At 28.2% G+C, this 14,710-nt stretch carries 9 protein-coding genes; 6 read left to right on the top strand and 3 right to left on the bottom strand.

The features are described 5' to 3' along the window. Positions 1–41 precede the first annotated feature (41 nt). Positions 42–608, top strand: coding sequence for a DUF402 domain-containing protein (locus tag R7X45_RS01865; RefSeq protein WP_318055702.1), 567 nt, complete (start codon positions 42–44; stop codon positions 606–608). On the opposite strand, the gene R7X45_RS01860 is transcribed toward R7X45_RS01865, so the two are convergent. Together R7X45_RS01860 and R7X45_RS01855 are read right to left on the bottom strand one after the other, a co-directional pair. Continuing rightward, positions 568–1,251 carry a ribonuclease III family protein gene (locus R7X45_RS01860; RefSeq protein ID WP_318055701.1) on the bottom strand — a complete coding sequence of 228 codons (684 nt, stop codon included), beginning with the start codon at positions 1,249–1,251 and terminating at the stop codon, positions 568–570. The two genes, R7X45_RS01865 and R7X45_RS01860, sit on opposite strands and share 41 nt — an antisense overlap. A 34-nt stretch (positions 1,252–1,285) precedes the next feature. After that, positions 1,286–1,804, bottom strand: coding sequence for a hypothetical protein (locus R7X45_RS01855; RefSeq protein ID WP_318055700.1), 519 nt, complete (start codon positions 1,802–1,804; stop codon positions 1,286–1,288). A 167-nt stretch (positions 1,805–1,971) separates the two neighbouring features. On the opposite strand from R7X45_RS01855, the gene R7X45_RS01850 reads away from it, so the two are divergent. From R7X45_RS01850 to R7X45_RS01830, 5 genes are all read left to right on the top strand, one after another. Further along, positions 1,972–3,636: an Mhp366/Mhp367 family surface (lipo)protein gene (locus R7X45_RS01850; RefSeq protein ID WP_318055699.1), complete on the top strand. Its 1,665-nt coding sequence runs from the start codon at positions 1,972–1,974 to the stop codon at positions 3,634–3,636. Between the two features lie 380 nt (positions 3,637–4,016). Then, positions 4,017–6,698: a type I restriction-modification system subunit M gene (locus tag R7X45_RS01845; RefSeq protein ID WP_318055698.1), complete on the top strand. Its 2,682-nt coding sequence runs from the start codon at positions 4,017–4,019 to the stop codon at positions 6,696–6,698. Beyond that, complete coding sequence (locus R7X45_RS01840; RefSeq protein ID WP_318055697.1) at positions 6,698–7,507, top strand: restriction endonuclease subunit S; 810 nt, start codon at positions 6,698–6,700, stop codon at positions 7,505–7,507. The genes R7X45_RS01845 and R7X45_RS01840 overlap by 1 nt, the downstream gene beginning before the upstream one ends. Then, entirely contained in the window at positions 7,471–7,857 is a 387-nt protein-coding gene (locus R7X45_RS01835) for a restriction endonuclease subunit S (RefSeq protein ID WP_318055696.1), read from the top strand. Before R7X45_RS01840 ends, R7X45_RS01835 begins: the two co-directional genes overlap by 37 nt. A gap of 6 nt (positions 7,858–7,863) precedes the next feature. Continuing rightward, entirely contained in the window at positions 7,864–11,004 is a 3,141-nt protein-coding gene (locus tag R7X45_RS01830; RefSeq protein WP_318055695.1) for an HsdR family type I site-specific deoxyribonuclease, read from the top strand. Positions 11,005–11,735: 731 nt separating this feature from the next. Here R7X45_RS01830 and R7X45_RS01825 read toward each other — a convergent pair. Then, entirely contained in the window at positions 11,736–14,705 is a 2,970-nt protein-coding gene (locus tag R7X45_RS01825; RefSeq protein WP_318055694.1) for a P110/LppT family adhesin N-terminal domain, read from the bottom strand. Positions 14,706–14,710 lie beyond the last annotated feature (5 nt).

Below are 14,710 nucleotides of genomic sequence, written 5' to 3'. Positions count from 1 at the left end.
ATAAAATATTATAATTTAAAAATAAAAAAAGGATTAAAAAAATGGTAGAAAAAAACTCGTTTCAAGAACTTTATCCAGAAAGAATAATAAACATTCAAGCCTATAAATATAATGGTTTTTTGTATCGTCAGTGATCAAATGCAAGAGTAATTTCAAATTCACTTACTCATGTTGTTGTTAGTTTAAATGGTAGCATTGTGAAAAAATATGGCACAAAATCATGACGTTTTTCTGAACCGACTATTTTTGTTTTTCCAAAAAAAACAATGCATAATGCAATTATTACTTTTAAACCAGGCCAACATTTTAGTTATCATTACTATATAAATTTAGCTTCAGATTTTATTTTTGAAGAAAATACAATCAAATTTGTTGATTTTGATATCGATATTAAAATTTATAATAAAAAAAGTTTTGATATTGTTGACCGCGAAGAATTCCTTGAAAATAAGGAAACTTTGAACTATCCGGCAAAATTAGAAGGCATACTTTCAAACGAAATTAGCAAGATATTTCTCCTATTTTTGCAAAAAAAATCATTCTTTAGTAACGAGTATCTTCAAGTTTTTATTGATCTGTGTCAACGGCAAAAATGTTGAGTGCGTTAGTTGCGGCATTAAATTCTGCTTCTTTAATGGATTTTCCGTAGCCAATACCGTATTTTTTTTCTTCCCAAATTAGGTCAACGCGAAAAGTTCCATCAGCAAGACGAGTTGGTAAATAATTGATTTTGCTAAGCGAAGAAAAAGACTGAATTTTTTCCTGAAAAATTGACTTTGGATCCTTATACTCTTTTTCGCATGCAAAATTTACACCATTATACAAATATTTTGCCAAAAATTCATTAAGCTTTTCAAAACCTTGATCAAGTAAAATTGCTGCTGAAAATGCTTCAAAAACATCGGCTTTTAACTTGTTATTTTCACGAATTTCTGATGCACCTTTACCTAAAAATACAAGGTCAATTAGACCTAAATTTTGGCAGACTTTAGCTAGATAATTTGTCGAAGTAAGCACCGCACGAAGTTGAGTTGAATTACCTTCATTTTTATAAAAATTATCATAGATTGCCCGAGTTACAGCATAATGAATTGCCGAATCTCCTAAAAATTCTAACATTTCATAATGCGGTGTTGAGGGATTTGTAAAGTTGTAACTTTTATGTGTTAATGATTGAATATAAATATCTATTGAATTTGGTTTAATATCTAATTTTTGCAAAAATTCGTGAATTTTTTTATTAGATTGCATTGTTCTCCTTTTAAAATTACGGACAATTTAATATTTATTTTTTGAAGTTAAGCGTAAAATGTTGATCTTGAATTATGTGTGGTTGACTTGAATGAAAGTGGCCAAATTCGAGATGTAAAGTAAGTTTTTTATCTTCATCAAAAAATTTTGACATCATTGAAATAAAACTAACTGTTATATTAGGGATATTTTCAGGCAAAGGCAAATCACTAACAGAGCTAAAATTGAGAATTTTATCTTTTACTAATTGTTTTATAACAAGATAATTAATTTCTTGATCTTTTAGACAATTTTTTGCACCATTATCGCAAGCAAAAGGAAATTCATCAACATTTTTGCTTTTAATTTGCTTAAAAATTTGCTGATACTTTGCTTTAAAGTCTGAATAAGAATAATTTTCATCAACAAGTTCAAGACGATAAGGATTTTTTTTGGGATTAACCTCATCCTGAAAACCTGGTTTTGAATTAATAGGGCTAAATTCTATTTTAGTATCCCCGCAAGAAACTAAAAAACCTAAAGCCACAAAAGTCAAAAAAATGCTTTTTTTCATTAAAATACTTTCTCTTAATAATATATTAATAAAATAAAAATTAACTAAATTTTACCATATTTTGGAATTTGATGTTTTATTTTGCCTCATATTCTATGTTTTATTTTTGTCTTTTTGGTATTTTTATATATAATTTATTAAATTATCCATTAATGTAAAAGGGTCCCATGACAAGGAAAAAAAAGATTTTATTTTCAATTTTTGGTTTATTTTTTGTAAGCGCAGCTTCAGTTACTGCTTTTTTGACCTACAATTATTTAAATCATTCGCCGGCCCCTGTAAAAAAAATTAGTGGCATTGATTTACTACTTGAATCAGACAAAGACCAAAAAGTTGACAATGAAGACAAATTTAGCAAAGATTACTTAGCTGAACTTGACCAATTTAATGATTTTTTTAGTGATCAAAATCAAGATTTAAGTCAGGAATATGGACAAAGAGAAAGTTATTTTGAACAACTTTCTCTTTTAGATCTTGAAAAAATAACAAAAAATAACGTTATTTTTCCTGAAGGCTATGAGCGCTTTAAATTTAATACTGAAAATAACTTTGTCACAAAAGAAAGTGATGAAAATTTTCTTGGCCCAAAAAATAATAATTTATTAGTTTATGACTTAAATTATCCTTTAGTTGATAATTTAATTGAAGAAAATAATAACTTTAAAGCTAATATTTTGAATCAAAAATTTACAATTTTTGATTCAAAAGCTCGAAATCAAATATTTAAACTTAATAGAATTGGCGCATATGCCCAACCTTTAAATAATTCCGATAAATTTGATTGAATTTACCAAAAAAACGTAAAATTTAAGACCGGAACTGCCGCAATATTAGATTCCAATAATGAAAAAACATTATTAATTACAAATAATCACGTTTTAAGACCACTGGAAAGTTATAAATACAACGATGAAAATTTCGAAATTAAGACCCAAAAAATAAGATTCTGAAATACCTTAGGTGGAAATTTTCTTGAATGATATCAAAATGGAAAAATTTATAGCCTCGACAGGGATAATATTGCATTACTTTTTTATGTAAAAAAAATTTATGAGGAAAAAATTAGTAACTTTGATCAAGTTAAAATTTTGGAATTTCTTATGAATTTCTATAATGATTATTTTGAAATTCCTTCTGATTTTGATAATCAAAAATTTGATCTCGGAGTTTTTTATTTTAAATACAAAAAGTTTATTGATGATTTAAAAGAATTAGCTAAATTTTACAGAGAGAATAAAGCCGATATCTTAACAAAAATTCAACAAAATCAAACAATACCTGACCCTAATAGTGCTAAAAATAATTCAATTGAATCAAAATTTGAAAATTTTCTAGCAACTTATCAAAATTTTATTGATTTCTGAGAAAAAATGGTAAAAGAAAAACCTGTTCAAATTTCAGAAAAAGTTTGAAAAAAAGGCGATTCAACCTACGATTTTAATGTAGGGCTTTTTTGACCAAAGTCAAAACCTATGAAAAATAATTTCAAGGGTGTTTATGCTTCTGATCCTCAACAAAATTTTTCACGCTTATCATTGTATTTTTATACAAACAACGGGCCTGGCGCTTCTGGTTCAGGAGTTTTTAACGAAAAAGGTGAACTCCAATTTATTAATGGATTTGGCTTAATCAACAATTTTTACGATAATAATTCACGAATAGAAAAAAATTATTATGACAAATTAAACACAAATATTTCATTATCAGGTGGAATTCCTCTTGTTACTGAAGATTTTAATTTAACAAAATTAATAAAAGAATTTTACCCTTCTAGTCAAAAGAGGGGATTTACTGCGATTCAAAACGAAAAAATTGTTGTAAATAAAAAATAAAAAATAAAAAAGCGTAAGTTTTTTAATTTAAACTTACGCTTGGTTTCATACCGGCACACCGATTGCTAGAATTATTATGAGATGGGAATTAAACCAATATTTTTAAAATATTTTTACTTATCTTAAAAATCTCATAATATATATGAAATCGATATTAATTATACCACAACTTTTTTAAAAAGAAGAAAAAAAATAAAAAAAATAAAAATGACTTGTACAAGCCAGTAAATTAGTATTTTTTACTATGTTTCTTTTTTTATTTTTGGGCTAAATTAAAGAAAAAAAGAAAATTTGCAAAATGACATTTGTAAACTTTATGTGGAAAAAGTTATGAAAATTCCTTAATATGATATAATTTTTTTAATTTACAGGTGGTTTTTATGAGCAAAATAACTAAGCAGCAACTTGGTGCAAAAATTTGACATGGTGTCAACAGGTTGCGAAAAAATCTTGAGGCCTATGAATATAAGGACTATATTTTAGGTTTACTTTTATACAAATTTTTATGTCAAAAACAGACTGAATATTTAATTAGTCAGGAATTTGATAAGGAAGATCACTATCTTTTGGATGATCAATTGGATCGTAGTGAAATTGACCTTGGAAATACTGGGGTCATAAATTGGGAAGCAGTTGATAGAAAGATAGAATCATTGAAAGACAAAAATGGATTTTTTATCCAGCATCGGAATTTATTTGATTCTTGAGTCAAAAATAAACAAAAATTTGACATTAAAGCCTTTCAAGGTGCGTTTAATGATTTTAGTGATGGAGTTAATGAAATAGTTAATAAATCTAAAAAGTCTTCTCATGCTTCATTATTTAAAGGTTTATTTTCTAAATTTGAAACTGATTTGGCAAAACTCGCACCAAATGCCAAAGAACAAACTGAAGTCATTTCTCAACTTATTGATACTATCAATGAAATTCCAACTACTAGGCAACAATACGATGTTCTAGGTTTTATTTATGAGTATTTAATTGCTCAATTTGCCTCAACTGCTGGGAAAAAAGCTGGCGAATTTTATACACCTCATGAGGTAAGTGACTTAATCTCACGAATAGTTGCATTTTATTTAAAAGACCGCAAAGATATTAGTATTTATGATCCAACAAGTGGTTCAGGTGGTCTGCTGTTAAACATCGGTCAAGAATTTAAAAAATATAGCGAAAGTTCAATCACTTATTATGCTCAAGAGATTAAAAACGAAACTTATAATTTAACAAGAATGAACTTAATTATGTCAAACATAAATTCCGATCAAATCTATGTTCGTAGAGGAGATACTTTGGAAGATGATTGACCTTTATTTGAAAATGAAGACACTAGCACATATCGATTGTTAACTGTCGATGCTGTTGTCTCAAATCCACCATATTCACAAAGATGAGAACCAAAAAATGCCGGCCATACAGAAAGATTTGAAGAATACGGAGAGCCGCCTGAAAACAAAGCAGACTATGCTTTTTTATTACACGACTTATATCACATAAAAAAAGATGGAATTGGTGCTGTTATTTTGCCCCACGGAGTTTTATTTCGGGGAGGTCGTGAAGGTCAAATTAGAAAAAAACTAGTTGAAAAAGGGCAAATCGACGCTATAATTGGGCTTCCAGGAAATATGTTTTATGGAACCGGAATTGAAACAGTTATTATCATTTTAAGAAAAGATCGTTTTAATAATGATATTCTTTTTGTTGATGCTTCAAATTTATTTGTTAAAGATGGCAAAAATAACCGCTTTGCTAAATCACATATCAAAAAAATTGCTGATATTGTTAACTACCGCCTTGAAACTGAAATTTCAAAAATAATTAGTTTTGAAGAAATAGAAAAAAATAATTTTAATTTAAATATCTCACGATATGTTGAACTAACTGGAAAAAAAGAAGAAGAACATGACCTATTTTCATTAGTTTTTGGCTCAATTAGCAAAAAAGAACTAAAACGTTTTGATAGTTTTTTCCTTAATTTCCCTCAAATCAAGGAAAAAATGTTTAAAGAAGACCAGGAAAACAGCGATTATTACGATTTGCTTTCGCAGGACTATATAAATATTATTTATAATGACAGTGATTTTCAAAATTATCTAGAATCATTTAAAACTAAAGTGCGTGACTTTATTGATTTTTTCAAAAGTAAAGTATCTGATATTAATTCAATTAAAAACATTAACTTAATTCAGCTAGAAAAAGATATAACTGAGTACATTTTTTCATCTTTAAAGTTTCCATTAATTGATACTTATGATGTTTACCAAATTATAATTGATAATTTTGAAAATGTCAAGGAAGATTTAGAACTTTTACGGGAAAATTTTTCAGATTCTGGCAGCCTAGATATCAAAGAATTTTTAAATGATCAAATTGAATCAGTTGATAGCGTTAATCAGAAAGAGAAAGATTCTCGTAGAATTAAGTCATGAAAATCTAAACTTTTTAGCAATGATTTAATTGAGCAAAAATTTTTCCCAGATGAATTTTCTCAATTAAATAAGGTTCAAGATCAAATTGATCAAATTGAGTCTGAAATAAAAGAGTTATATCAGATAATTAGTGACGAAGATAAAACTGATGAAATTTATAATGATGAGAAAAACACTTGAATTCAAAGTGGCATTAAAAAATTAGCTAAAACATTTAAAGATTCAAAAGAATCAAGAGAAAAAGATTCTTTTGAATCTTTAATAATTCAAATTAATGAAAAATATTCAGATATCGAAAAAGTAAAAAAAGATTTAACTAATTTAAAAAATGATTTAACTAATAATTCCTACAATCAATATTTGAATTTGAATGAAAAAAATTTTTATGATTTGTTAATTTCAAAATGATGAGAAAAGTTTATTCAAAACTTTAAGGAAAAAAGTGAAGAATTCGTTGATGAGCAAATCTCAGGAATATCCGAAATATTAAACAAATATAAGCACACTTTTGTTGATATTCAAAAGAAAGTTTCTGATTTAGAAACAAAAATGTCTACTTTTTTGGATGAGCTTGAGGGAAGTCCCGCAGACATGGAAGCTATTAAAAAATTGTCTAATATTTTGAAGGCAAATTAATGTCCAAAAATAGCAATATTTCTAAAATTAGAGTAGAAGGATTTAATCAGCCTTGAGTTAAAAAAAGATTGGGCGATGCTTTAAAACACGAACAATCATGAAAATATATTCAGTCATCAACTAAATATTTTAATCATGGAATTCCCGTTTTAACTCCGGGAAAAACTTTTGTGCTTGGTTATGCGAAAGACACAAAAAATATAAAAAAAGCATCAGAAAATTCACCAATAATTTTATTTGATGATTTTACAACTCAATCTCGGTTTATCGATTTTGATTTCAAAGTTAGAAGTTCTGCGCTTAAATTGTTAATCAATAAAAATCCAAAAGATAATCTTTACTTTCATTATTTAATTTTACAAAAAATTAAATACAATGTAAGACATCATGGTAGACATTGACTCCCTCTTTTTGTTAATTTTACATTTTTTCAACCAGACTGACCTGAACAGCAAAAAATTTCGCGACTTTTTGAGACACTTGAAAACTTAATTAATAAACTTGAAGAAAAAATGAGCCTTCTGAAAAATCTTAAAAATGGTTTTACTAATAAAATGTTTGCTAATTTTAGTTCAGATTTTGCTTCAATTAGATTCAAAGGTTTTAAATCAGCATGAATTACTGATCAAGTCGAAAATTTATTTGAGCTTTCCCGAGGAGAATCACTAACAAAAAGCCAAATAAAAACTAAGTCAGTAGAGAGAGAGAGAGAGAGAGAGAGAGCGGATACATCTACCCGGTTTATTCATCGCAAACAGAAAATCATGGGATTTTGGGGTATTATAAAGAATTTTTGGCTGAAAATGTAATAACTTGGACTACCGCAGGTGTAAAGGCAGGAGTTGTTAATTTCCGAAAAGGAAAATTTTTTGCAACAGGTTCTTGTGGAATACTTACTTCAAAAAAATATCCTGAAAACGAATTTTTTGCCATTGTAATTGGATTTCAAACGAAAAAAAATGTCACAAATGGCATTATCCCTTCTCTAAAAATTATCGATATGGCTCAAATTGAGGTAAAATTCACTCCTGATGTTAGCGAACAGCAAAAAATTTCGCAACTTTTTGAAACTTTTGACTCACTAATTCTTGCGTATGAGCAAAAAATTGCCTATTTTCAAAAAATTAAAAAAACTTTATTAAATGAAATGTTCATTTAGGTGCATATGAAAAATTTTAAAAGTGAAAAAGAATTTGAACAAGCAATAGTTGATAGATTAACAAGCCCAAAAAATGGCTGGCAAGGTTTTAGAGATGAATCTGGCTATAAAAATGGGTATAGTGTCATTTTGGAAAATGTCACAGAAGAAATTTTAGTAAAAAATTGGAAAGATATTTTGTTTCATAACAACAAAGACGTACTTAATAATGTTAGTCTTAGTAATGAAGAAATGGAGCAAGTTATTGAAAAAATTGATAATTGCCCAAACTTTGTTGAAACAAATATATTACTAACTAATGAGTATATTTCCATTAAAAGAACAAATCCATCACTAGACCCGGAAAAAATTGGCCAAGAAGTACAACTAAAAATATTTTCAAAAAAAGATATCGGCATAGGAAATAACATTTACCAAATTGCGTGTCAAGTAACATTTAAGACAACAAAGAATGATGAAAAGCGTGCTGATTTAATGCTTTTATTTAACGGGATGCCTTTAATTCATATCGAATTAAAAAACCAATCTGAAAAAATTCAAAGTGCTATAACCCAAATTAAAAATTATGCCAAGAGTGGATTTTATAAAAGAATCTTTAAATTAGTACAAATTATTGTCGCAATGAAACCTAATGAAATGTTGTATTTGCCAAACACAAATGATATTGAAAATATTAATGATAAAAATTTTTTAAAATGAACTGACAAAAATAATCGTCCTATAAATGATTATTTAGAATTAATTGACAAATTTTTCAGTATTCCAATGGCTCATAAAATGATTGGCGACTATATAATCGCGGATAACAAGGAAAAAAATCTTAAGGTTTTAAGAAGTTATCAAGTTCATGCGGTTGAAGAAATAATTGGTAGACGATTGAAAAGGGATCTAAATTTTTCTAATAATTTGCATGAGTGCCAAAAAGGTGGGTATGTTTGGCACTCAACAGGATCAGGAAAAACGCTAACTAGTTTTAAATTGGCTACTCTCATTTTGGAAAAAGAGCTTAGTGATATTGTAATTTTTGTTGCTGATCGAATTGAACTTGTCACTCAGACATTAAAATCGTTTAATAACTTTAATTCTTCAGGAAAAATCGATGTTATTGAAGCAGAATCAACAGAAAATTTAATTGATCATCTTTCTACTGATTCTATAAGACAAAAATTAATTATAACTTCAATTCATAAACAATCACGGGTAACAAATGAGAATTTTAGTAAAAAGTTAAACAAAATTACAAAAAAGAAAAAAATATTCATTTTTGACGAAGCACATCGAACAACATTTGGTGATATGTTTACCAATATTCTCAAAAACATGACAAATTCAGTTATTTTTGGTTTCACAGGTACACCAATAATTGATATAAACGCTAAAAATAGGGTAAGTTCTGATGATTTCGGGGTAACTACCGAAGATAATTTTGGCCCAAGATTGCACAAATACACAATGGAAAATGCTATGGAAGATAAAAAAGTACTAGCATTTAGTTCAGAATACAGTTTTATGGAGCACTTGACTTCTACAACACTAGATTTAGTTCAAGAAAACGTTAAAAATAAAATCGGAATTACTGAATACCGTTCTAAATTTGGTAAAAATGATAAACAAATTATTGATCTCGAGGAGGAAATTTTCAAGAGATACGGTACAACTCATGAAAAACAATATAAAGAAGAGGTTGTTAAAAATATTTTAGAATGATGGCCTAATCGAAGTAATAAATATTTTTATTCTGCAATGCTAACTGTTGAATCAATCGAAAGTGCTATTAAATATTTTGAAATTTTTAGCAAACAAATTGAAGAACAAAAGCTAAATTTAAAAGTTACAGCACTTTTTGATCCTTCAATTGATTCATCTGTTGATTCGTCAAATAAATCGCGAGGATTGGACAAAAAAGAGGATATTGAAAAAATTTTACAACAATACAACAAAGATTTTCGTCAGTCTTTTGATTATAATACACATAAAAAGTTTAAAAAAGATATTCAAGACAGATTAAAGAGGGATAATTTAACTAAGTTAGAAAATGGCAGTTTCGAAGGTCAATTAGATTTGTTAATTGTTGTTGACCAACTTTTAACAGGTTATGACTCAAAATACATAAACACGGTTTATTTTGATCGACTTCTTAAATACGAACATTTAATTCAGGCAATTTCAAGAACAAACCGTATTGAAAACAACGAAAATAAACCTTTTGGAAATATTATTTTTTATCACCGACCAATTTTTTTATATGAAAAGCTTACTGAAGCTTTAAAAGCTTATGCTTATGCCGATCCAAAAATGGCAGATCCAAAGAAAATTGAAGTATTTTACGAGGAAATTAACAAGAATTTTAGAAGTTTACAAAAACTTTTTAGCGATTGAAAGCATCCCGATTTTGAGAATGTACCTGAATCTATCGACCCAAATGATGCTAAAAAGTTTGTAGAATGTTTTATAAAAATTAAAAAAAGTTTAATTTGTGCCGAAATTCTCGGATTTAGCTGGAAAAAAAATAAAGAAAATGAGAAAATCTGATTAAATGAAGAGCAGTGAAAAAAGTTAAACGTGAGAATTGAGGATGTTCGAATTGAATATAACAACACCAATCCAAACAAAGAATATGATGAAGTTTTTAATGAATTAGACAATCTTCAACCAAGTGTTTTAAGAGAAAAAATCGATTCTTCATATATTCAAAGTTTGTTTTATGAGTCCAATAAAAAACTAACTTTAGAGGAATTTTTAGCGCTAGTTCAAGGCGAAATTACAAAATTTCTTAAAGTTGACCAGCCATTTGCTAGAGAATGTTTTATTGAAATGTATAATGATAATCGAGGCATTGATATTAATATTTGCGTTGATGAAAAACGGAGTGAAAATTCTGATAATGAAATAAATAAATTCGCTGAACAAATGAATATCGATAGTAAAAAACTTAAGAATTATATTAATGATAATAACACTGTTGATCACAACGACCGAATCGAGAGGTTAGTTGAAGGCAGACTAAATGAAGAAGTAAAAGAAAATATTATCAAAATAAAAAATTTAGCTAATACTGATGATAACAAAAATAAAATCAGAAAATACATCCATTATGACGTAGTTTCGGAATTTATCAAAGCCCAAAAAGATAAACTTAAACAATAAAAAAACTTAAATTTATTGTCTTATTATCTTAATAAAAACTATTTTGTAATATAAAAGTTAATAATGGGTCATTATTTCCTAGGATTACTGATGTACTAGAACTTCTTGTTTGTCAAGAGTTCTCAATAAATTAGCATAAACAGTAAAAAAATTGAGTATAGGTACTAAATTCGATTTTTTTTCTTATCAAATTCGAGTGAAAAACTATTTAAAATTAGCCGATCATCTTGATTGATTTTAATTTTAATATCATCAAAAATCATAAAAAATACAACTACTATTTAAACTCAATGCAAATAAAAAACTCGTTTTTACTTACATTGAGCCTAAAAAAATATGTGAAGTTTTGAAAGAGCCATAATCAAAAGCCCTAAATTTATAGATTTCTAAACGGTTAAATTTAAGGCATTCCATCATATTTAAAAATATAATGGATAATTCGCATTTTCTGATTTTTTTAGCCAAAAAACATAACTAATCCCCCCTTAATTCAATATCAAAATTTATTAATTTATTCTTAGTTACTCAATTATAACAGAATTTTTTCTTAAACCAAACATTTTTTTTTTTTTTTTTGCAAAAGGTTAATTTTAAAATAATAAAAACCCCCCTTCAGTTGAAACTCAAAGGGGCAATTTATTTATTTATTTATTTATTTATTTATTTAATTATTTAATTATTTAATTATTTAATTAATTAATTAGTCTTTTTTTCGAAATTATTTAAATTTACTAGTTTAAATAAGCATCTACAAAAGATTCTAATGTTTTATCACGAGCAACTTTGACAGCATTTTCATCATCGCCAAAATCAGAATTTTTTACAACCGCAAAAGCCTTAATTAAAACTTTTGCTTTTGAATCTGGAAAAATTGGTTCTGGAAGTTCTGAAGAATTAGTCTGTCCTGAATCAGCAGTTTGTTCTACAATCACATCAGGATTAGGCCCAATTTGGAAATAATCAAGATTGTAGGTGTTAAATTTATTTGGTGAAGATTTTCCTTGTTCATCTTTGTTAAAAATAGTTTTTGAATAAACCTTATCAAATTTAGGTCTTTGACTTGAAGATGAATATCCACTTACCTCTAAGGTTCCTGATCCGTCAGTTTCTTTGTTCATCGAAATTTCAACAACAATTGTTGATCCGTCTTGAATAAACTGGGTGTCTGATTCAAAGTTATTTTTCTGGTTAAATTTACGGTAAAGTAGTGATCGATTTTGCAAAGTAATTGTTGTCTCATCGCTGGCTTGCCGAGTTAGTTCGGCAAACTGATCGGGCTTAATTTCTTTTAGAACTTCAGGTGGTAAAATTAGCGCTTGTTGGGATCTGGCGGGTTTGGCTTCTTGATCACCGCCGTTGCCAAAACTAAATTTAAAGTCATAATCAATTCCTAAAATATATGCAAATTGTGGATTTGCATTTTTGATTTCTTGAGCTTCAGAAACGGCTGGAGGGGTAGTTCCGCTGTTAGATTCAGTACCGATCTGTCTTAAAAAAGATCCTCTTGACCGAGTGTTTTTTACTCTTTGGACAAAAATTCCTTTACCATCTTTTGAAGAAACTAGGTAATGTTTGTTAAAATCGTTAATTCCGCTAATTTTAAAAGCCAAAAAGAATGAACCTTTGTCAATATTAGTTGGATTTTGTGGGGTTGTTGAACCTGTTGAACCTGAAGACCCTTGAGCACCTGAAGTTCCAGCTGATCCCGCTGCCCCCGAATCAAGAGTTGCACTACTTTGACTAGGTTGGAATTTTATTGTTTTAGTAATTGAATATCCGTCGTTTTCTTTAGTTATTTTCCCTTTAAATTTCAGTTCAGGACGACCAAAATCACTAAGAATTGACTCACCATCTTCTTGGACAACAACATCATTTTTACCGTCAATAAAAACTAAAGGATTAAATTCGCGAGTAACATCATAAGCAGTTTTTTCACTAAAAATATTGGAAATAACTATTTTTGAATCAGCAAGGTTTTGGCCGGTTTGTTTATCAATAAGACTAAAGTTTAACTCTAAAGCTTTTGAAAGTGGGGTTGAATTTAGTTCTAATTCAACATTTTGGGCATTGTTTTTTGCTAAAAGCAGTGTTTTTAAAATGGAAACTCCTAGTCCAAAGGTTTTTTGACTGCCTGGATTGTCAGTTTGTTGACTGTTGTCAGAGTCAGGATTTTGGGGCTTAATTTCGGCATCTTTTTTGATTTGTTCTTGTAAATCTTTGGTAAATTGCTGGATTTCTTCGGGAGTTCCAGTTTTTCCTTTTTCTAAAAAGTAAGTATTAGCGGCAATTTTTTCAATAATTTTATCATCTTCGTCTTCAGAATTATTTTTAATTATATCAAAAATTTGGCTAACATATAAATTAATTTGAGTGGCCGTGATTGTCGGACTATTTTCAGGTTTTTGAAAGGAAAAATTAGTTGATTTTGCAAGACTTCCTTGGGCTTTTGCAATTTTGCGCTCCAGAGGTCTTAAATCAGGTTGAAAGTCTATTTCTAAGTCAAAATTTGGGACTTTTAGTGCTAAATTTTGATTTTTTGTCGGACTAACCTTAACTAAAAAGCGAACTTGTTGACTCTTTAAAAGTTCATCTTTTTCGGAGTCGTCAACTTTTTTCAAAGAAGGTATGATTTCTAGATCCCAAATATCGCTATCATTTGCACGGAATTTAAAAGATTTTAGGAAATTAGATTCAAAAAATGAACTAAAATTAAAGTCGCTATTTGCTTTTTGGTATAAAACTTCTGCTAAAGATTGATCTTTATTAATTAAATCAGCTTGAACTTGCGGTTTTAGTTTGAAAATATCTTGACCACTTTGGGCGATAAAAACAGATAAGTCTTCAAAAATTTGGGACAAATTAGCGAGCCCTTGAATTGGAAGTTCAAAATTTGTTTTTGTTTTAGTGCCTAAATTTTGAATTTCTAAATTTAGACTTAAAGTCGCCTTTGAATCGTCAAGTGAAGAAAAACTGAGATTTTTGTCTTTTAAAACTGGAGTGATAATTTGCTTTGAGTTTAAAAAAGTAGGCAAATTTTGTCCGTTAATTAGGTTTAGTCCGATATTGTTTTCAATAAAAGCACGCTCAAGTGCTCGAGCTGGACTTAAATTTTTCAAAAATTTTGAATAGGAGTCTTGAATTTTTGCTTTTAGTTCGCTTGGACTAACTAATTTTCTGGATTTTAATATTAGCGAAGATCTTTTTGTGTCAATATCAAAATTTTCGAGCTGATTTGAGTCAGATTTTGTACTAAATCCGGTCAAATTAATTTTTTTAGTAACTGTTGCATTAGTTTTAGGGTCACTAACAAAAACTAAAACATCATTAATTGCGCTATTTTCAACTTTTACATCTTTTAAGTCAAAACTAATTTCAAAACCGTTATTTTTTAGCTCATCAAAGTTAAAAACTGTCGCTAAATCCAAACTATATAAAGGATTTGTTGCTAATTCAAGCGCTGATTTTGCTGATAAATCACTAAAATTAGTCTGAATTTTGACCTTATCTAGTAGTCCAAAAACTTGGTCTTTATCAATTGAACTAGCAGAATCAAGTTTGAAATCTTTAGGTTTTTCAGCAAGTTTTTCAAAATATGATTTATTATAACTATTAAATCCAAGGGCAATACCGACAACTGTTGAAGCAAAAATTGTCGATCCTAAGCCAATTGCTATTATTTTAATATGCTTTTTTGCAATCATTTTAA

It is taken from the genome of Mesomycoplasma ovipneumoniae, assembly GCF_033343935.1.
Lineage (GTDB): Bacteria > Bacillota_I > Bacilli_A > Mycoplasmatales > Metamycoplasmataceae > Mesomycoplasma > Mesomycoplasma ovipneumoniae_G.
This window is presented reverse-complemented; position numbering and strand designations above follow the sequence as displayed.